The organism is Paraburkholderia sp. BGA-UO-ETr-F21, assembly GCF_059567925.1.
In genome coordinates, this window is the sequence record NZ_JCAQOY010000039.1 from 519,322 (window position 1) to 537,280 (window position 17,959).

General features: G+C 59.9%; 19 protein-coding genes. 7 read left to right on the forward strand and 12 right to left on the reverse strand.

Annotated features, from left to right (window positions below; genetic code table 11):
* Positions 1-24 precede the first annotated feature (24 nt).
* The 5 genes from AC57B1_RS31805 to AC57B1_RS31825 all read right to left on the reverse strand — a co-directional run bounded on the left by AC57B1_RS31805 (position 25) and on the right by AC57B1_RS31825 (position 2,858).
* Positions 25-1,422: a DUF8689 domain-containing protein gene (locus tag AC57B1_RS31805; RefSeq protein ID WP_408184340.1), complete on the reverse strand. Its 1,398-nt coding sequence runs from the start codon at positions 1,420-1,422 to the stop codon at positions 25-27.
* 90 nt (positions 1,423-1,512) lie between these two features.
* Positions 1,513-2,049: an A24 family peptidase gene (locus tag AC57B1_RS31810; protein ID WP_408184339.1), complete on the reverse strand. Its 537-nt coding sequence runs from the start codon at positions 2,047-2,049 to the stop codon at positions 1,513-1,515.
* Between the two features lie 28 nt (positions 2,050-2,077).
* On the reverse strand, positions 2,078-2,263 hold the full coding sequence (locus tag AC57B1_RS31815) for a Flp family type IVb pilin (protein WP_408184338.1): 186 nt from the start codon (positions 2,261-2,263) through the stop codon (positions 2,078-2,080).
* A gap of 109 nt (positions 2,264-2,372) precedes the next feature.
* On the reverse strand, positions 2,373-2,552 hold the full coding sequence (locus AC57B1_RS31820) for a Flp family type IVb pilin (protein WP_408184356.1): 180 nt from the start codon (positions 2,550-2,552) through the stop codon (positions 2,373-2,375).
* A 135-nt stretch (positions 2,553-2,687) separates the two neighbouring features.
* Entirely contained in the window at positions 2,688-2,858 is a 171-nt protein-coding gene (locus AC57B1_RS31825; protein WP_408184337.1) for a Flp family type IVb pilin, read from the reverse strand.
* 1,069 nt (positions 2,859-3,927) lie between these two features.
* Between AC57B1_RS31825 and AC57B1_RS31830 the strand changes: the two genes are divergently transcribed.
* From AC57B1_RS31830 to AC57B1_RS31845, 4 genes are all read left to right on the forward strand, one after another.
* Positions 3,928-5,169 carry a glycosyltransferase family 87 protein gene (locus AC57B1_RS31830; protein WP_496419695.1) on the forward strand — a complete coding sequence of 414 codons (1,242 nt, stop codon included), beginning with the start codon at positions 3,928-3,930 and terminating at the stop codon, positions 5,167-5,169.
* Positions 5,166-6,449 carry a glycosyltransferase family 87 protein gene (locus tag AC57B1_RS31835; protein WP_496419696.1) on the forward strand — a complete coding sequence of 428 codons (1,284 nt, stop codon included), beginning with the start codon at positions 5,166-5,168 and terminating at the stop codon, positions 6,447-6,449. Before AC57B1_RS31830 ends, AC57B1_RS31835 begins: the two co-directional genes overlap by 4 nt.
* A gap of 105 nt (positions 6,450-6,554) precedes the next feature.
* The gene (locus tag AC57B1_RS31840) at positions 6,555-7,604 is read left to right on the forward strand and encodes a glycosyltransferase (protein WP_496419697.1); all 1,050 of its coding nucleotides are present in this window, start codon (positions 6,555-6,557) and stop codon (positions 7,602-7,604) included.
* Between the two features lie 18 nt (positions 7,605-7,622).
* Entirely contained in the window at positions 7,623-8,357 is a 735-nt protein-coding gene (locus AC57B1_RS31845; protein WP_496419698.1) for a class I SAM-dependent methyltransferase, read from the forward strand.
* A gap of 195 nt (positions 8,358-8,552) precedes the next feature.
* Here AC57B1_RS31845 and AC57B1_RS31850 read toward each other — a convergent pair whose 3' ends face one another.
* The 6 genes from AC57B1_RS31850 to AC57B1_RS31875 all read right to left on the reverse strand — a co-directional run bounded on the left by AC57B1_RS31850 (position 8,553) and on the right by AC57B1_RS31875 (position 13,672).
* Entirely contained in the window at positions 8,553-8,822 is a 270-nt protein-coding gene (locus tag AC57B1_RS31850; protein WP_496419794.1) for a hypothetical protein, read from the reverse strand.
* The gene (tnpB, locus tag AC57B1_RS31855) at positions 8,767-9,111 is read right to left on the reverse strand and encodes an IS66 family insertion sequence element accessory protein TnpB (protein WP_496419699.1); all 345 of its coding nucleotides are present in this window, start codon (positions 9,109-9,111) and stop codon (positions 8,767-8,769) included. The genes AC57B1_RS31850 and tnpB overlap by 56 nt, the downstream gene beginning before the upstream one ends.
* Positions 9,108-9,302 (reverse strand): hypothetical protein, encoded by a 195-nt coding sequence (locus tag AC57B1_RS31860; protein WP_496419700.1) that lies wholly within the window; start codon positions 9,300-9,302, stop codon positions 9,108-9,110. Before AC57B1_RS31860 ends, tnpB begins: the two co-directional genes overlap by 4 nt.
* Positions 9,303-9,438: 136 nt before the next feature.
* The gene (locus AC57B1_RS31865; protein ID WP_496419701.1) at positions 9,439-10,869 is read right to left on the reverse strand and encodes an FAD-binding oxidoreductase; all 1,431 of its coding nucleotides are present in this window, start codon (positions 10,867-10,869) and stop codon (positions 9,439-9,441) included.
* A 7-nt stretch (positions 10,870-10,876) separates the two neighbouring features.
* Complete coding sequence (locus tag AC57B1_RS31870; RefSeq protein ID WP_496419702.1) at positions 10,877-12,184, reverse strand: MFS transporter; 1,308 nt, start codon at positions 12,182-12,184, stop codon at positions 10,877-10,879.
* 57 nt (positions 12,185-12,241) lie between these two features.
* Positions 12,242-13,672 carry a sulfatase family protein gene (locus AC57B1_RS31875; protein WP_496419703.1) on the reverse strand — a complete coding sequence of 477 codons (1,431 nt, stop codon included), beginning with the start codon at positions 13,670-13,672 and terminating at the stop codon, positions 12,242-12,244.
* 130 nt (positions 13,673-13,802) lie between these two features.
* Between AC57B1_RS31875 and AC57B1_RS31880 the strand changes: the two genes are divergently transcribed.
* The gene (locus tag AC57B1_RS31880) at positions 13,803-14,753 is read left to right on the forward strand and encodes a LysR family transcriptional regulator (RefSeq protein ID WP_408293805.1); all 951 of its coding nucleotides are present in this window, start codon (positions 13,803-13,805) and stop codon (positions 14,751-14,753) included.
* 216 nt (positions 14,754-14,969) lie between these two features.
* Here AC57B1_RS31880 and AC57B1_RS31885 read toward each other — a convergent pair whose 3' ends face one another.
* Positions 14,970-15,725: a nuclear transport factor 2 family protein gene (locus AC57B1_RS31885; RefSeq protein ID WP_496419704.1), complete on the reverse strand. Its 756-nt coding sequence runs from the start codon at positions 15,723-15,725 to the stop codon at positions 14,970-14,972.
* A gap of 1,096 nt (positions 15,726-16,821) precedes the next feature.
* Between AC57B1_RS31885 and AC57B1_RS31890 the strand changes: the two genes are divergently transcribed.
* Both AC57B1_RS31890 and AC57B1_RS31895 read left to right on the forward strand, forming a co-directional pair.
* On the forward strand, positions 16,822-17,457 hold the full coding sequence (locus AC57B1_RS31890; RefSeq protein WP_496419705.1) for a hypothetical protein: 636 nt from the start codon (positions 16,822-16,824) through the stop codon (positions 17,455-17,457).
* The gene (locus tag AC57B1_RS31895; RefSeq protein ID WP_496419706.1) at positions 17,454-17,852 is read left to right on the forward strand and encodes a hypothetical protein; all 399 of its coding nucleotides are present in this window, start codon (positions 17,454-17,456) and stop codon (positions 17,850-17,852) included. The genes AC57B1_RS31890 and AC57B1_RS31895 overlap by 4 nt, the downstream gene beginning before the upstream one ends.
* Positions 17,853-17,959 lie beyond the last annotated feature (107 nt).

Sequence of the window (17,959 nt, forward strand, 5' to 3'; positions counted from 1 at the left end):
CGTAGGTCATTGGATACTTGCCGGTCAACCGACTGCCAACTGCTGGCCCGGCCGGTCGGTCATAGGTGGGTAAGTACTGTCGTGGTCCATCGCGGTGCCGAAATAGCTGTGCCATGCTTCGCGCAGTCCTTCCCCCGTCACTTCGCGCGCCGCGCCGCGGTAGTGCACCGTGGCGGAGACCAGACTGAGCAGATCGCCCGGATAGCAGGCCAGGAACGGTTTGCCGCTCGGCAGATGCAGGTTGTGCAGCAGGTAGTCGAATGAGGTCTGCACTGCAGTGAGCTTGAGGGCAGCGCAACGCGCGTTGAAGACGGCGCGATAGTCATCGACCGATAAGGGGCCGACGTACAGCTTCGAGCCGAGACGACGCAGGAATGCTTCGTCGAATTGTGTCGGAGCGAAATTGGTGGAGAACACCGGCCATACGTCGAAAGGGGCAATGAAGCGCGAGCCGGATTGCAGCGTGTACTGATCGACGCCCCGATCGAGCGGCATCAACCAACGGTTGAGCAGGTCGTGAGGCGCGATGCGCTGGCGCCCAAGATCATCGACGATATACAGCCCCATGTTTGCTTTCATGTGCGGCGGCGCCTGGTAGAAGCCGGCCGTGGCGTCATGGCGCAGGTCGAGCGCTTCGAGCGTCAGTTCGCCGCCTGAGATCACTACCGGGCGGCGGCACATGCGCCAGCGCCGGTCCGCCACCTGCGTCTGACTTTGCTCGGGCGCATCGCGATGCACGAGTGGGTCGTAAAGCTGCACGATTTCGCCGCCGACGTAGAGCGCGTAGGGAATCGGCACATTGCCGCGCAGCAGCAGTCCCAGACGCTCGGCGAGGAAGGTCTTGCCGCTGCCCGCGAGGCCGTGCAGCATCAGGGGGCGCCCAGCATTGAGCGATGTCGCCGCTGCGTCGAGCAGCGCGTAATCGATGACCACGTCGCGAAAGGCCGAACTTACATCGCCTTGCGTGATGCGGACCCGACGAATCGAATGTTCGCGCACGCTTGCTGCATAGCCGTCGAACGCGACGGGAGCAGGGCCGCAATATCTGCAGCGTGTCATTTCGTCTTGTGCGAGGTTGCGGCCACTGTCCGTGAGGCGAAGCTGCACGTCGATGTCATTGGCACCACGGTGGGTGATCTCGACCAGATGTTCGCGCACGAGAAATGCCAGCACGTCGTCCAGTACGCCCACCGACAGCTTGTGCCGCTCGGCGAGATCCGCGAAACTCGACTTGCCGTGCAGCAGGACGGACTTGAGTACGAGCCGCGCCACGAACTCCTGCGGCAGTCCGGTCTCTGTGAGCGTGCGCGGAGCACGCAGCGACACGGTGGATTCCTCCGCATGACGGCTGTACGACGGCGCAGGATCGGGGAGGTGCGTAACCTGTGCGACACTCCCGCCTTCAATGTTCTGCTGGTTCATCGCTCTGTTCTCCTGGACCGGTTTGCGACCGGCATCACAGGCTGTAAAGTTCTGGCTGTCCATGCTGGCGGCAACCCCGGATTTCCTCGGCTATGCAGCCGATGCGAACAACACACCCAATGTGCCAGCGGCAATGGCGACACCGTAGGGCAGTGATCCAACCGATTCGATCTGCTGGTACTGAGGATTCCCGGCCATCTGTCGTCCGGGGCGCCACGCGCTGCTTACAATGCACCAGAGATTCACGAACAGTTGCCTTGTACGACCGCGACGCAGGGTGACGCATAGCGACCAGATCCCACCAACAACGAATGTTGCCAAGGCGATACGGACGGTCATCGCCGGCCCGACCCAGGCGCCGATCGTCAGGAGCAGTTTCACGTCGCCGGCCGCCATGCCCCGTAGCAGATAGAAGGGGAGCAACACCGCGAAACCGGTCAGGGCACCCGCTAACCAGTGCGCACTACCGGCAAGCGGACCGTTCAACCAGACCTGCACGAGAAATGCAGCGGCGAGGCCAATTGCGATGATGCGGTTCGGAATCCGACGGCATGTGAGATCCGTGCTGGCCGTTACGATAGCCAGGGCGATCACGCATGCCGGAATGGGTTGTGGGGGCAGAAACATGGCGAGTCTCGATTCGGTTCGTCTGCGTTTATCCAAGCGCCGTCGCGACTTTGGTCGCAATGCGCTGATAGAGATTGCCCAAGGAGCTGCCAAGCGTGGCGATCGCGCCGAGGATCGTCACTGCAATGAGCGACCCGATCAGTGCGTATTCGATCGAAGTGACGCCGCCGTCATCCCGCAGCAATTGCCTTGCAATGGCTCTCCATGCGTACATGGCTATCTCCCGAATTGGTTCGTCGTCGGATTCGCTCGACGGTTGAACACCCAATGATTTCTGGGAAGACGGGAGAGACGGAAATCCGCTCACCCGTCAAATCCCGTCTCTACAGGTCGTTTCCGATCGTGGTGAACACCGCGTTCAGGTCTGTCCCGACTAGCGTTACGGCACCGATGATGACCACCGCAATTAGCGAGGCGATAAGGCCATACTCGATGGCCGTCACACCTTGTTCGTCCGACACGAAACGTTTGATGCGGGCTGCGTCAATCCGGAAGGACTGCATCAGCGTAACGAATCGTGCCGCTTCTCTCATCGCATTCATTGCCCTCTCCTATGTAGGTTGTAGAGCGCTGTCAGAATGGAAAGCCCGGCGGAGACGGACGAATCAACGCATCGAAATCGTCCGTCGGCGCGCGGCTTATAGGTCATTCCCAATCGTCGTAAAGACCGAATTCAGCTTGTTGCCGACGGTCGTTACGGCGCCGATGATCACGACAGCGATCAAGGCTGCGATCAGCCCGTATTCGATGGCGGTTACACCGTCTTCGTCACGAACGAAACGCTTGGCATGGTCGATGATATGTTGCATGGTCAACTCCTTTGGATAGCTAATTAAAAGCCAACGGCCTGAATTGGCTGATGGAAGGTACTACAGGCACTGCGAAAAAGAAGGGCGCAGAGTCTAGGTCGGCCGCGCCGGCGTGCACGCTGATGCGTGCCAGCCAATCTGGCCGGAAGAGTTGCTGCGAGTGAACAGATTGCGGAGCGCGTGTCTGGCGAATTGCCAGGCACAGGGTCCGTGGATATCGTTGGCGGCGCGATGATGCGCGCGGCGAATGAACGACGTGGGTGCTGCAGGGAACGTGAGACCGGTGTCGCCGTAGCAACGGCAATCCTGTCGTTTTATTTGATTGATCTTCATGTCTTGGTCCTCGACTTCTATTGCTCGTTATTGGCTTCCGGCCTAAGCCGGAGCCCGCTAGTTAGTCGGCGACCACCATCTGTTCTCCTGCCATCCGCGCCGTCTTGATAGTTGCAGCTGCGTATGTGAAGAAACTTCCCCGTGGCTGACTCCAGTTGCGTTTTTCAGGATCTCCCTTGCACCTGCTGCCTGAATCGCAACGGTCGTCACGTCGTCGACTTCCGCGCTCTTTCCTTTGCAAGCACCGGGCCAGCTTCTCAAAACGCGAGGAAATACGGGCGTGAGGCCAGTTTCATCATGGTTCGCTCTCGTCCTTGGCGCACAGGTTGGCTCTAATCTGCAACAATTTCCGGAGGAAATCGGTCCGGTAAAAAATCCCGCAGAGGCCCGCCGTTCCTTGCGCAGCGGTAAATGGGACTTACCCTAGTCCGGTGCGAACGCTTGCGTCGACGAAATCGGCGGCATTTCCATAGTCCTCTGAGTCCAAATCGTTTCAAAGTTGAAACGCGTCACATCCAGGGCAGGAAAAAACGTGTCGAATTTGACCCGTGGCGCGCGTTTTTGACGGGTGCCGCTGCCTGTGAGGAAAACGATGGCTTGAAAGTCAACGTATTTCCCACAACAATGAATCCGACCACAAGCGTGCGATGAACCATTCGTTCGCTTAGGAATAGAAACAAAAAATCAGATAGACCGGATGAAAAGAAATATCCGGCTTTCGTGCGAGGCGGGGATCATGTACTTTTCAGATCGGGGAGCGTTCGGCGGCGAACGTCGCATCCATAGTTGGCTGACACGTGAACGCGTGCTGCTGTACAGCTGCGCGATGCTGGTCATGAACATCATCGTACTGGCGGCATGGGGTTGGTCCAGCAGCGGTTTCATGGCAACCGATGTCACCCGGCCGGGCGTCGACTTTTCGGTGTTCTGGACCGCGTCGCACATGATGTTGAACGGCTCACCGGCGGCGGTCTACGATTACCCTACTTTTGCACGGGCAGAATCAGCGCTTTTTGGTGCGTATGTGAATCATGGCTTTCTGCCGTGGCTTTATCCGCCAACGCTATTGCTGCTCGTCACACCGCTTGCTCTTCTGCCTTACACCTTTTGCTATTTATTGTTCGTGTGCGTCAGCGCCTGGTTGTTCGCTACAGGCACGCTAGCTGTCAGCGGTATTTCCGCGCACTTTCGCCGCCCGTGGATTGCGATGCTCGTCGTGCTGGCATACCCGGGTGTCTATGTCGCAGCCGTCATTGGACAGAATGCGCTATTGACCGCTGCGCTGATGGCCTTCGCTGTTCGCTGGGCCGAGAAAAAGCCCGTACTGGCCGGTATCTGCATCGGCTTGCTGGCGATCAAACCGCAATTGGCGGTGCTGTTTCCAGTGGTGCTGATCGCTGCGCGTGCGTGGAGAACCATGTGGATAGCGGCGATCAGCGCAGCGGCGTTTGGAGCACTCAGTGTGCTGGTGTGTGGCACTCAATCGCTCCACGCGTTCGCAGCCAGCACGAGCTTCGCGCGGGAGATGGTGCTCGAGAGCCGCATGCAGTACTGGTTTGCTTCTCCGACCCCGTTCGCCGCGTTACGCCTCGCTGACGCGTCGGTCACCATGGCTTATGTCGCGCAAGGCGGCGTCGCACTGATTGCGGCGGTGGCCGCATGTTATGTGTGGAAACTCACAGACGATCTGCGTCTGCGAGCCGCCGCGTTGGCCGTGGCGACAATGCTTGCCAACCCCTATCTATGGTTCTACGAATTGACCTGGCTCGGCGTGGCGCTTGCCTGCTTTGCGGTATGTGGTCTGGAAAAGGGCTGGCGGCGTGGCGAGCAGGTCATTCTGGTGCTGGCGTGGCTGCTGCCGCTATACGAGTACGTCAATCGGCTGATGCAGCTGCCGCAAGTCGGGCCGCTAGTCCTGTTGATCGTTTTGCTTACTATCGTTCAGCGTGTGCGGCTCGATAAGCAGGAGGCGGCATGAACATGAACGTGTTGCGCCGCGCGTCGCGCAAATGCCGGCCGTTTCCTCCATTGCACGCAGCGGGGCCGGCGAGGCGTCCGCATTGGCTCAACGCCAACCGTCTGCGGCTATACCCGGTTATCGTAGTTGGATGCTATGCGTTGTTCATCGCAATCTATCTGATCCGGCTGAGCCGGCAGAATGAGGTGAGCGGCATGAGTCCATTCGTCGTTGATTTCCTGCCGTTCTGGAGTGCAGCAGTTCTTGCATTGCACGGGCACGCAGTCGACGCGTACAACATTCAGGCGCTGTCTGTCATCGAGATCCGCACGGTGCCGTACCTGGGCACCGTCAATGGCATCCTGCCGTGGCTGTATCCGCCAAACACGCTGCTGCTGATCGTTCCGCTCGCGCTGCTTCCGTATAAGGCAGCCGCGGTGTTATGGCTCGGTGGCGCATATGTGCTCTTCGTAAAGGTGATCCGGGCCATCGTGCCGGACCGGCACGCCATGCTGCCGGTGCTGTTCTTTCCTGGTGCGCTTTTCGTCATCAGCGTCGGGCAGAACGGTTTGCTGACAGCAGCGCTTGCTGGGTCTGGCCTTGTGTGGTTGCGCACCCGGCCGGTTGCTGCAGGGGTCTGTCTGGGCCTGCTCTGCATGAAGCCACAACTGGTCCTGCTGTTTCCGCTGGCGTTACTGTGCTCGCGTTCGTGGCGCGCGCTCGCCGCTTTCTTGCTGACGGCCGGGACCACACTTGCGTTGGCTTTGCTTGCGTTCGGCGCGGATACCCTAACCGCATTCCTGCATAACACCGGAATTGCCACTTACAGCATCGAGTCAGCGCACGCCACGCTGGCACGCGTGCCGACTGTATTCGCGTTCGCTACATTGGTCCATGCGCCGGCTGTGCTCGCCTACGCAGCGCAAGGCGCGTGCGCGTTGCTCGCCGCAGCTGCCGTCTGTTACGCCTGGAGCCGGGAATGCGCGTATTCACTGCGCGCGGCAACGTTGATCTGTGCGAGCCTGCTCGTGAGCCCCTATCTCTACGACTACGACCTCGCATGGTTCGGTGTCTTGATCGCGTGGTATTGCCGGCATGCGCTGGTCGCGGGTTGGGAGCGAGGTGAGCGGGAATGGCTGGCCGTGCTCTGGGTCGCCCCGCTTGGGGGCATGTTGATCGTTGCCTGCGGGCTCTTCCAGTTCTTGCCGTGGATCTCGCTGACAACGCTCGGACTGTTGGTGCGGCGCATCGTGCTGGAAGGACGCGCGGCCCCGGTCTTCCAGCGTTATGGGGTCGAGTGACGGCCGTTAAAAAAGAGAAGGAAACGGCGGTAGTCAACGTGCGCGATATGCGTTGAAGGCCCGGACCGGCTCATGACATCAAATCGGATTTACGGGGAGGCAATCATGTTTGAACAAAATAATATGCAGCTAATTTCAGTAGTAGTGCCGTTCTACAACGAAGGCGAGGCGGTCGGTCAATTCTTTAGCGAAATCGTTCCGGTGCTCGAGGGGATCGCGTCGACGCGGTTCGAAATAGTCTGCGTCAACGACGGCAGCAGCGACGGCACGCTCGATAAGTTGATCGCTGCCAGCGCGCGCGATACGCGCATCCGTGTGATCGATTTGACGCGAAACTTCGGTAAGGAGGCGGCGCTGACGGCGGGGATCGACGAGGCGTGGGGCGATGCGGTGATCCCGATCGACGCGGATCTGCAGGATCCGCCGAGCTTGATTCCCGTCATGATCGAACATTGGAGGGAGGGGGCGGAAGTTGTCGCTGCCAAACGGACCAATCGGGCGTGCGACACTTTCGCGAAACGTACCGCCGCCGCGATCTACTATCGTGTTCACAATGCCCTATCGGAAGTGAAGCTTCCGGAAAACGTCGGTGATTTTCGCTTGATGGACCGCCAGGTCGTCAACGCATTGCGAAACCTGCCGGAGCGGCGGCGCTTCATGAAGGGACTCTTTGCTTGGGTCGGCTATCGGACCGTGATCGTCGAGTACCAGCGCGAACCACGCAGCGCTGGTCATTCGAAGTTCTCCGGATGGCGCCTGTGGAATTTTGCGCTCGAGGGCATTACGAGTTTCAGCACCGTGCCGCTGCGGAGTTGGAGCTATATTGGGCTTGCGATCGCCACGGTGGCTTTTGTGTATGGCGGCTTCATCATCGGGCGCACGCTTTGGCTCGGCAACCCAGTGCCGGGCTACGCGTCACTGCTTTCCGTGATGCTGTTCCTGGGCGGTATCGAGTTGGTGGGAATCGGCGTGGTCGGCGAATACATCGGCCGAATCTACTACGAGACAAAAGGGCGGCCAGTCTATCTCGTGCGCCGCCGCTATCAGGAAAATAGCAAGGTCAGCACGCTGCCTGTCGGGCGCAACAGTTCGCGCATGACGAACACATTGCGGCTCGAATCCTCGCGTAAGCGCGTGCGCTTCGCTGGACGTTGATTTGTGGAGGTATGAATCATGTCCCCTGATGCTTATCTTCAGATGGCCGAGACCGAGGCCGAACATTGGTGGTTCCGCGGTCGGCGCGATGTGGTGCGTTCGGTGTTGAACCGACTTGCGTTGCCGTCGAGCGCCCGTGTGCTCGAAATCGGTTCGGGCACAGGCGGTAACCTCGAAATGCTGGCCGAGTTCGGCAGCGTGAGCGGATTGGAGATGGACGAGACGGCGCGGATGCTGACGGAAAAAAGCACCGGAGCACGTTTCGATGTTCGCGCGGGGCGTTGCCCGGACGATGTGCCGTTCGACTGCGAAGTTTTCGACCTGATCTGTTTCTTCGATTGCCTCGAGCACATCGCTGACGACGTCGGCGCGCTTGCGCGTATGCGGGAAACCCTGGCCCCGAGCGGAAAAATCGTCGTGACAGTGCCGGCATACCAATGGTTGTGGGGCGCGCACGACGTCTATCTTCACCACCATAGACGCTACAGTCGAACGGCCCTTGCGGCGTGCGCCGACGAAGCAGGCTATCGAATCGAACGCATGACTTACTTCAACGCGCTGTTGCTTCCGCTGGCGATTGCCGTGCGCTTGATCGATCGTCTGCTCAAGCACGACCGGTCGAGCGGCGATGCCACGCCAGCCGCGGCTCTAAACATGCTCCTCTATCGGATTTTCAGTGCAGAGCGTCATTGGGTTTCGCGGGGTACATTGCCGTGCGGCGTGTCGCTGCTCGCCGTGCTGACGGCGAAGTGACATCCCCGTGGAAAACGGCGCTGGGTTGATAAGACCGTTCGGCTTCGGTGTATGCGGATCGTCGGCGTGGCGGTCGTGCTGATATTGCACGTTGGTTTTATTAGTCATCACCTGTCGAATAAAGCGAAATCTGGAAAAAAATAAGGAAAAGCCGAACGGTAATCTGCGGCTAGATATCTGTCTCGGCTTGTCCGCTTAAACCAGAAGGTGGTCGATTTTTTCAGAATTAAACCAGAAGCTGAATTTAATTTCGACTGACGCGATCTGCGCCTTGAACCGCCCAATCTCGACATCGCGCTCGGCAAGCAGACTACGGGCCTCGACCAGCAAGGCCTTCAGCAGTTCGATATCATCAGGGGAGATCGGCGCCGTTCGACATGCGCCGTGGTTGACGAGTCCGCCGCGCGGTTTACAACATCGATAGTGCGCAAGTGCGAAGCGGCTGTCGCCAGTCGATACCCTCAAGCAGAATCGACAGTTGCGCAGAGCTCAGATGGACCTTGCCACTGTCGGCCTTGGGCCATATAAAACGGCCTCGCTCAAGCCGCTTCGCGAGCAGCCAGATTCCGTCCTCCGTGGCCCAGAGAATCTTTACCAGATCACCCCGACGGCCGCGGAAGATGTAGACGTAGCCGCCCAGCGGATTCTCCTCAAGCGCTGTTTGCGCCTTCGCTGCCAACCCCTGAAGCCCGCATCGCATATCAGTGACGCCCACAGAGATCCAGATGCGCGTGCCTGCCGGTAGGGAGATCATGAGCGCAGACTATCCAGCACGATCCGCAGCATATCCGCGTCAACCAGGCCGTCCACTTTAACCACCGCACGACCGATCCGGATCTCGATCGTGCCGACAGGTGAACAGCATGTTCGCGTCGATGCCATGCTGCCGAGCCAGTTTTGCGATTGATACGCCCGGCACGCGAGCGGTCGCTGCCAGTCGCTCACGAAGCTCCCGGGGGTAATTCGGGTGCCCCGTAGCCTTGAATGTCAGATGCCGATGCGAGTGAATGAGTACTCGCGACCCGGAGCTGCCCTTCGACGCATGGCGGCCGAACGGCCGTTTGCTGGAGTACAACAGACGCTAGATATTCCTGGCGCTTGACCCAAAAACGAGTTCACTGACTACCCGGCCGCCATTGAGTATTCCGCACGGATCAAGCAAGGCTTTCAGCTTGACCATCAGGTCGACTTCCTCAGGAGACCGGCTCAGATGGAGGAACTCCTGCTTGACTACACCAATGCCGTGCTCGGCGGAAATACATCCGTCGGCGGCTCGCACCCCCTCATAGAGCAGCCGCTCCACCTCCTGCATTGCTCCAGCTTCAGCGTACGGACCCGACAGTAGATGCAGGTTGCCGTCGCCGAGGTGGCCGAAGAACAGATGAGTCTGATCCGGGAAACGCGACGTCAGCGCTTCCCTCATCGTTGTGACGAAGCGGTCCATCGCAATGAGCGGCAAGCCCACGTCGAACGCCGCATGCGGTGCCAGGCGGCCCAGCAATTCGCCGATGGTTTCCCGATACGCCCATAGCTGTCTGGAGTGGTCGAGGGACTGCGCGACGATCACGTCATCGACGATTTCACTTTCGAGCGCATATTCGAGGACCTCTTCGAGCGCTCGTCGCTCGCTTTCTTCCGAGGCGCCCAACGTTTCGACAATCGCGTAGACCGGTGAGCGCTTCGCGAAGGGCGCCTTGAGTGCGCCGATCTCCATTGCGGCGCTCATGTAATCGTCCCACATCAATTCGAACGACGACAGCGCCGGTAAACGGCGCCGCAGCTCTTTCAGCAACCGTGTCGCGGCATTGAACGAACCAAGCGCACACAAGGCGGTATTCGACACGGTGGGCTTCGGCTCGAGTTTCAACACGAGCCGGGTGATCACGCCGAGAATGCCTTCGGAGCCGATGAACAGTTGCTTCAGATCGATGCCTGTGGTGTTTTTGGTGACCTTGTTCATCATCGAAAGAACGGTGCCGTCCGCGAGCGCGACTTCCATGCCGAGAATCAGATCGCGCATTACGCCGAAGCGCACGACGCGATTGCCGCCTGCGTTGGTCGCCGCATTGCCGCCGATCTGGCAAGAGCCGCGCGCGCCCAGATCAAGCGGAAAAAACCATCCCTGCGCTTCCACGTGCGTTTGCAATTGCTCGAGCGCGATGCCTGCCTGAACCGTGATCGTGCCGCCTATGCAGTCAAACTCTTCGATCGCATTCATTCTGGCGAGCGAGACCGCCACTTCGCCAGCTTGTGGCGTAGCGCCACCCGCGAGACCGGTCAGGCCGCCTTGCACGACGACCTTCTGGCGGAGCTTCGAGAGTACGCCGAGCGCCTTGGCCACTTCGTCCGGCGTACGCGGCATCAGTACCAGTTCCGGGCGTCGCTTTTCGGCTTCGCTCCAGTCGCCGGCGTGCGCATCCAGTACGCCCGCGTCGAGCGACACGCACTGTTCGCCCAGTTGCTCGATGAGTGTCCGTTGCAGGTCCGTCATATCGTTTGTCTGCTGTGTCATGTATCGATCAACGCTTTTCCGAGGCGCGGCCGATCTGTCCGCCGAAGCGTTTCAAGCCCAATCCGGCAGCCAACGCAATCACGGCAATACCAGTCAGAAAAAGCCCCGGGGCAGCCGCTGAACCCGTCTTGTGCAACAACTGGGTCACAACGAGCGGCGTGATGCCCGTGAAGATGACCGTAGCGAGATTGAGTGACAACGCGATGCCGCTAAAGCGCACGTTGGTCGGAAACAGATCCGCGAGCAGATAGGCATACGAACCGTTGACCAGCCCGCCGACAAAACCGATCACGACGAAGGCGAAGACCGGATCGATTTCATGGGCGGCGATCAGCCGGTAGAACGGATAACTTCCGAGCAGCATGAGAATCGAGCCGATGCGATGCCAATGACGCGAGGCCACGCGATCGCCGATCCAGGCAAAGAACAGCAGCGACGCCGACATCGTCGCAATGCCGACATTCTGGCCGGCGCTCGCCAGTCCCGGCGAGATATGAAGCACCGTGGTCATATACGACGGCAACACCACGAACAGCAGACTGTTCGACGCATTCACGATACCCGCCACGCCGACGCCCACCGCCACCTGCTTCGGATACTCCGTCAGCACGACCCGGAACGGACGCTTGACCTTATGGCTGCGCAAGCGCTGAAATTCCGTCGATTCCTCGAGCGAGGTACGCAACCAGTACGAGACGAGCCCGATCACGCCGCCGAAAATAAATGCGATCCGCCAGCCGAACGACAACACGGCCTCAGCGCTCAAGCCCGCATGTAGCGCGAGGCTGATCAGCGTCGCCGTCAGCACACCCGAGTTCAGACAGAAGATGACGAGCCCGCTCACGAGACTCGCGCGTTGCGGGATTTCCTCCACCACATAGGTGATCGAACAGGGCAATTCGCCCGCGAGGAAAAAACCTTGCGCGAGGCGCAGCAGAATCAGGAGCGCGGGCGCCATCACGCCGATCGACGTGTACCCGGGGATCAGTCCGATGCCGATAGTCGACGCCGACATCGCCAGCACGGAAACGAGAAACACCAGCCGCCGCCCGAAGCGGTCACCGAGACTGCTGAGCACGATGCCGCCGAGCGGCCGCGACACATAGCCAATCGCGAACACGCCGAAGGTACTGATCAAGGAGGCGATCGGGTCCGCGGCCGGAAAGAACTGTCGCGCGATTTCACGGGCAAACACGCCGTAGATGATGAAGTCGTAAATCTCCAGCGAGCCGCCGAGGCTCGCGAGAATGACCGTCTTCCATCGGGTTTGGCGCGTCGGCTCATGCGCCGTCGCTGCCAGTTCTGCTGAGGCCATCGCGTTGTCTCCGTCGATCATTTGTCTTGTGTGCTGCACCGGCTATTGAGCCGGATCCTATTCGACCGGTACGGGCGTCGCCGCGGGTGTGCCGGTTCGCAGCGCTGCCTCCCGTCCGCCGAACGCCTCGACCAGACGCGCCTGATCCGCTTTCGCGAGCCGGTCCACGCCTTCAGGATCGAGCAGTTCCCGCAGACGCCGCTCGAACAGGTCTTTGACACCCGCGTAATCCGGCAACGCCGCGAGGTCGCGCAACTCCTGCGGATCGCGGCGCAGATCGAACAACTCGGGCGGCAAGCCGACGTAGTGATGGTATTTGTAGTCGGCATCCGCGAGCATATAGGCCGCCGTCTCCGAGCCGACGGCATGGTACTCGCTAAACGCAAGCCGCCCGGGTTGATCCGGCGCATTGGCCAGTTTTGCCAGCGACTCGCCGGGGCTGGTGTTGCCGGGTGCCGCGCAACCGGTGCGCTCCAGAATCGTATTCTGGATATCGATCAGCGACACCGGTGTTTCACACACCTTGCCTTTGGGAATACCGGGGCCCGCGACAATCATCGGCACGCCGGTCGACTCGCGATACATCAGGCATTTGTTCCACATGCCGCGCTTGCCGAGGTTATCGCCATGATCGCTGCTGTAGATGATCGTGGTCGTTTCGTCGAGACCGTTGGATTTCAGCGCTGCGAGAATCTTGCCGACCTGCGCGTCGAGGAACGTGACCAGCGCGAAATAACAGGCCATCGCAAGACGGCGCCGCCCGTCGCTGCCGATGGCGGCGTCATGGTCCATATGGACCGCCTGCCGTTCGACCCACGGGTGCCGCGCATAACCGCTGGACGGATGCAGCAACGGCAGTTCGATGTTGTCGGGATCGTAGAGATCGAGGAATTCCTGCGGCACCACCAGCGGGAAATGCGGCGCGACGAGGCCCGCGAACAGCACCCAGGGCTTCGAGTTGCCGCGCTGCTCGCCGAGCCATTCGACGGCCGTATCGGCCACGCGCATGTCGAAGCGGTTGTAGTTCGACAGGCCCGGACCGATCTTGTCGTAGAGGGGTGAGCGGCCCATGGTGTGCGGCAGCGGATTGCGCACGGAGCCCCAGACCTGGCCGATCCCATCGAGGATATGCACGGGATGATGCTGACGGCGGAACCCAACGGGCGCTGCGTCGCTCCGGTAATGCAGTTTGCCGATCGAGTCGGTCAACATGCCGCTCGCCGTCAGATATTGCGCCCAGCCCGGCGTGCCGCCGTCGTACGCGATGGCGTTATCCCAGCAGCGGATGTCGTGAACATACCGCCCTGTCGCAAGGCTCGCACGCGCCGGCACACAGATCGGTGACGGCGTATAGGCGTTGCAAAAGCGCGTGCCGCGCGCAGCGAGCGAATCCAGATTGGGTGTGTGAATGAACGGGTGGCCGGCACAGCCCATCAAGTTGTGCTGATGTTCGTCCGACAGAATGAACAGTATGTTCGTGGCATTCATGGTGGGTATGTCAGGGCGCGCTGTGAGTGCGGCTGTCTCCTGAGCTTGATGATGGTACGCGGACGCATGACAAGCAATTGACATTTTATCGAATGCGCATAACCATAAGTTATTCGCAATGAGGAGCGCCGTGGACCCGATCGAGCGTTTTTTTCAGGCCGGATTGAAACTGAGCCATCTAAGGCTGCTGACCTTGTTCGACAGTCTTGGCCAAATCCGGCTGGTTGCCGAAACGCTGAATGTGACGCAGCCCGCCATATCGAAACAGCTTGCCGAACTCGAGGCCGGCCTCGGCGTGTCGGTCATGACGCGGGTCGGCAACCGGCTTCAGTTGACGGCCGTCGGCGAGACGCTCACGAAGCGCGCGCGAGAGGTGTTCCATCAACTCGAGCAGGCACGCTACGAAGTGGACGCGCTCACTAGTGGCCTTTCCGGCAAAATTTCAGTGGGTGCGGTCGCCACTGTGCTGCCGGTGTTCGCGCCGGAGTTGATACTTGAGTTGAAGCGGCGCGCGCCACACGTCAATGTTGCGTTGCACGAAGCGACTAGCGACCGGCTCTTTCCCTTGCTCGCGAACGGCTCACTCGATTTCGTGTTGAGCCGCACCGAGCCGGTCGGATTCGGCAAAGGGGATTTTGCGTCGCGCGCGATCATGGACGACCCGATCGTGGTGGTGTGCGGGCGAGATCATCCGCTGGCGAGCCGCAGAAACGTCGTACCGGAAGACCTGGCCGGTTCGCCCTGGATCCTGCCGCCGAAGGAGGCTCCGACGTACCTCGCTTTGCAAAGCTGGCTGGCCCAGTCGGGACTTGCGTTTCCCGATGGCTGCGTGCAGTCTATTTCCTTGCCGACCAACGAGACCATGTTGGCGAACTACCCGTTTCTGGCGTTAATGCCGCTGGCCGTTGCGCGCAAGCGAGCAGGCCGTGCCGGTCTCGCCATCCTCGCCCTGCCTGGCGCGAGCTTTCTCGAGACCGTGCAATTGTTCTATAGCACTTCGTCTGTGAATTCCGTGTTGCCGGCCGCGCTGGAATGCGTCAACGCAGTTCAGGAGCGTCTATGCCGGTCGACAGCTGATTGACGTGAGCCGGTCCAATGGCCCGGAGCGAAAGACGGCTTACGAGTCGATCGCCAAGCCTGAACGGACGCCCGCTGATCGGCCCAATTAGGTCATTCGGTGATCGACAGACCTATGCGCAGAGCCTACGACGCTCCGAATGAAGCGATCAAAGCCGCGCCGTGTCGGGGGTGACGGTAACTCGATCACACCACCATTCAGTCTCCGGGCAAGCAAACTCTATACGACAGAAAGAACCGCAGGATCTCCAGAGCGCCAGACATTGTCGACCGTGTTCCGCGTGATGACCCAGACGTCGCCCTCTCTTGCCAGTTCGACATCGTAGCGGTTCTTCATCAGATAGTGACGAGTGTGATCGTCCCGTGGGACATGCAGGGCTTCCACAAGTGCATGCAGGCGCGCCGTGTCACCGTTGATGGTGACGCGTGGGTTTGTCACGGAGTGCGTTGTATCCAGTGTCGCGAGAGAGGCAGTCAAGGCAGCAACGATAACTTCTCTGCCCTCGATGACCGGGTAGTCGAACCCGGCTTTAGCAGCGGCCGGGCGAAAGTCCGATACGGCGTTTTCTGCGAGAGAGGACGATAGAAGATTCCTGTCACGAAGGTCGATGCCAGCGGCGAAGCGGAAGAGGGCATCGACAGCCGCAAGCCTGTCCGCTGCGTCGCTAACAGGTGCGATCAGCCTTCGGATCTCGGCGACGTAGGCGCGCCGCGTTTGCGGCGATCGGCCGGTGCGTTCTGCCAGGAAGGCCATGACGGCGGCACCGTCATCCGGGACGGCAAAGCTGTTGGTCGCGCGGTCGCGGTTCGCGAACCTGCCCGTCCTTTTCAGCCGGGGATCGTTCCCGAACGACTCCAGCGTTGATGTGGTGGTGACAAATAAAGCATAAGCAGACACAAAATAAACCAGAAGTTGAACGTCAGATCGGGCGTCCGGCCCGGTGCGGCTGGCACCGAATAAACCAAAAACCTGCAATCATTTGCGGAAATAAAGCAAAAGCCGAGATTGCTTGATTTTAAACGCAATGCTTTGATTTTAAGTGTGATTTTTTATCAAGGAACTGTTGGCTAAAGCATATGTTGAGCGTTTCGCGGCGGTAACGCTCGGACGGCAACAGTCCAACGGACTTTTAAGCAAAATGTGTTGCACCGAGAGGTTTGGCGGCGTGGGTTGGAAGACGCGGAATAGCCGCAGGTAAGTTGAATAGTTCCGCTCGGGTTCCCCCGTTTGGACCGGCGGAGATTGAGGTTTGATCGAAGAACTACCGATTTAGCTCACTAAACGCAGTTTTGGTAGTAGCAGTTATCAAAACTGGAGTGGGCGAGGAATCCTCGGTTCTTGCCGCCCCTTGCCGGGGTTAAGACGGTCGGACGATATGTTCGCTAACTGCTTGGACGCGACCATCTGGCGTAAGCCGCCTTCGGGTGGAATCCCGATCCCGGCGGCGCAACCACGGCGAACATAAGTGAGGGGTCGATAGTCAGAGCTATCTACCCCTTCGTTTGCGGACATTCGCACTTGTTCCGGGAAAATACGTGGCCGGAGTGATGCCGCGGCACCGGACGGTCGATCCGGGCGCGAGGCCGGATGCGAGCGGAGATGCGGAGATGCGGAGATGCGGAGATGCGGGCAGGCGCGACTGAGGCGGCGAGCTACGCGACCCGGGACGCTGGGATGTCTGCGGCGTCTGCGGCGTCTGCGGCGCGGAACCATAACCATTGACCCTTCGTGATATGCCGGACTTTGCACGTGCAAAGTCCCGCACTGGAGCGTGGACCGCGTTCCCCGTACACGGTTACAGTTAGCGAAGCTGGATCGGCCGGCTTATCCCGGCGAGCCGGGTGGCGCAGTTGCGTGCCGATTGCGCAGAGGTGTGCGGATCGGGTAGGGTGGCGTAGAGCGAAGTAAATTTGTCACCGGCCACTGCCCGCCGGGACAGGGCGTGAGCCTCTGCGTTGACGCATTTACTTCGTTGCGCAGCGAAGTAAAGTTGTCACTTCGCATCAGTGCGCATTAAATTTGTCAACTCACGTTCGTTCTAGACCATGAAATCTTCAGGCAGGTGGTACACATGGTCGACGTTTTGCGAAGCTTCGAGTCACTCACGCTGCCGCGTCCTCGCGGCGCGCACCGTTATGACGTCTTCAGTCCGAAACTGGGGCGACGTCTGACCCTATACAGGCGCAGCGCTTTCGAAGCATGGCTGATGCTCGAAGCGGATCCTGCGGCAAAGACATTCTGTGAACGGCCTGGCTTCATGGCAGTCGACGGGCAACGCTGCGTCGTCGATTTCTGGGCAAAGTTTAATGACCATGAATGCCTGGTAGTGCTATTGGAAGTAACGCCAGCGACGGATCGTCTGCGGGGTCGTGTTGACTTCGACCCGGAAGCCTTTGCTGTGCGGCACATTGATGCAACCGAGAGAGCAGCTGCGCGTGTCTGGACCGGTAACTGGCAGCGCATGCTGCCCGTACTTATAGCCGCTCGGGGCCTCGTCAAGCCTTCGATGCTCGGCGAGATCGAGCGGTTTGTCGCGTCGCCCCAATCGCTGATGACCGTAGAGCGGGAATTCTCCACGGGCGATCCATCACTCGTCCGGGCGGCCGTTTTCGAACTGCTGCATCGCGGTCGCATCCAGGCGCTGGAGTTACACACTGAAAGCCTGACGTTTCTGACGCGCTTCGTTGCGATACAGGCCACATCATGAGCCGCCGCAGACCCGAATTTCAGACGCTGGATCTCGCCTCGTGGCCGACAATCGCCTGGACAGAACTCGACGCCGCCGGGCGCAGTCGCGTCCAGAGGCGTATCGACGCCATTGAGCGTTATGCCAAAGATGAGCCTGTCGGCAGTATTGAGGCCGCAACTGGAGTCAACCGCAGACAGCTCTACCGGCTTCTCGACAGGGCGCTCTCGCTGCATGCCGACGGGCGGATATACGGCTTTCGTGCGCTTGTCGTTCATGCCCGCGTGACGGAATATACTCGCCTGCTGCCCGTTACCTTGCATAGCGAAAGGGGCGGTGCTGTCGGCATCGCGCGAAATTTCCACAATCGCATGGCAGGCAGCTTTTGCCTTGGCAGGGATGAACGCAACCGGTAGCTCGCGGCCTCGTGGCAGGGGCGTACGCGTCATAGTTCAGGAGCTTTCCATTAATTTTCGTCCCGAAACTGTCGTGCAAGATTCGCAAAAATGGGTGTTGACGACTT

Excerpts from the sequence above, each read along its gene's own strand:
- AC57B1_RS31805 (WP_408184340.1), bottom strand. The coding sequence starts at position 1,422 with ATGAACCAGCAGAACATTGAAGGCGGGAGTGTCGCACAGGTTACGCAC.
- AC57B1_RS31810 (WP_408184339.1), bottom strand. The coding sequence starts at position 2,049 with ATGTTTCTGCCCCCACAACCCATTCCGGCATGCGTGATCGCCCTGGCT.
- AC57B1_RS31815 (WP_408184338.1), bottom strand. The coding sequence starts at position 2,263 with ATGTACGCATGGAGAGCCATTGCAAGGCAATTGCTGCGGGATGACGGC.
- AC57B1_RS31820 (WP_408184356.1), bottom strand. The coding sequence starts at position 2,552 with ATGCAGTCCTTCCGGATTGACGCAGCCCGCATCAAACGTTTCGTGTCG.
- AC57B1_RS31825 (WP_408184337.1), bottom strand. The coding sequence starts at position 2,858 with ATGCAACATATCATCGACCATGCCAAGCGTTTCGTTCGTGACGAAGAC.
- AC57B1_RS31830 (WP_496419695.1), top strand. The coding sequence starts at position 3,928 with ATGTACTTTTCAGATCGGGGAGCGTTCGGCGGCGAACGTCGCATCCAT.
- AC57B1_RS31835 (WP_496419696.1), top strand. The coding sequence starts at position 5,166 with ATGAACATGAACGTGTTGCGCCGCGCGTCGCGCAAATGCCGGCCGTTT.
- AC57B1_RS31840 (WP_496419697.1), top strand. The coding sequence starts at position 6,555 with ATGTTTGAACAAAATAATATGCAGCTAATTTCAGTAGTAGTGCCGTTC.
- AC57B1_RS31845 (WP_496419698.1), top strand. The coding sequence starts at position 7,623 with ATGTCCCCTGATGCTTATCTTCAGATGGCCGAGACCGAGGCCGAACAT.
- tnpB (WP_496419699.1), bottom strand. The coding sequence starts at position 9,111 with ATGATCTCCCTACCGGCAGGCACGCGCATCTGGATCTCTGTGGGCGTC.
- AC57B1_RS31865 (WP_496419701.1), bottom strand. The coding sequence starts at position 10,869 with ATGACACAGCAGACAAACGATATGACGGACCTGCAACGGACACTCATC.
- AC57B1_RS31870 (WP_496419702.1), bottom strand. The coding sequence starts at position 12,184 with ATGGCCTCAGCAGAACTGGCAGCGACGGCGCATGAGCCGACGCGCCAA.
- AC57B1_RS31875 (WP_496419703.1), bottom strand. The coding sequence starts at position 13,672 with ATGAATGCCACGAACATACTGTTCATTCTGTCGGACGAACATCAGCAC.
- AC57B1_RS31890 (WP_496419705.1), top strand. The coding sequence starts at position 16,822 with ATGGTCGACGTTTTGCGAAGCTTCGAGTCACTCACGCTGCCGCGTCCT.
- AC57B1_RS31895 (WP_496419706.1), top strand. The coding sequence starts at position 17,454 with ATGAGCCGCCGCAGACCCGAATTTCAGACGCTGGATCTCGCCTCGTGG.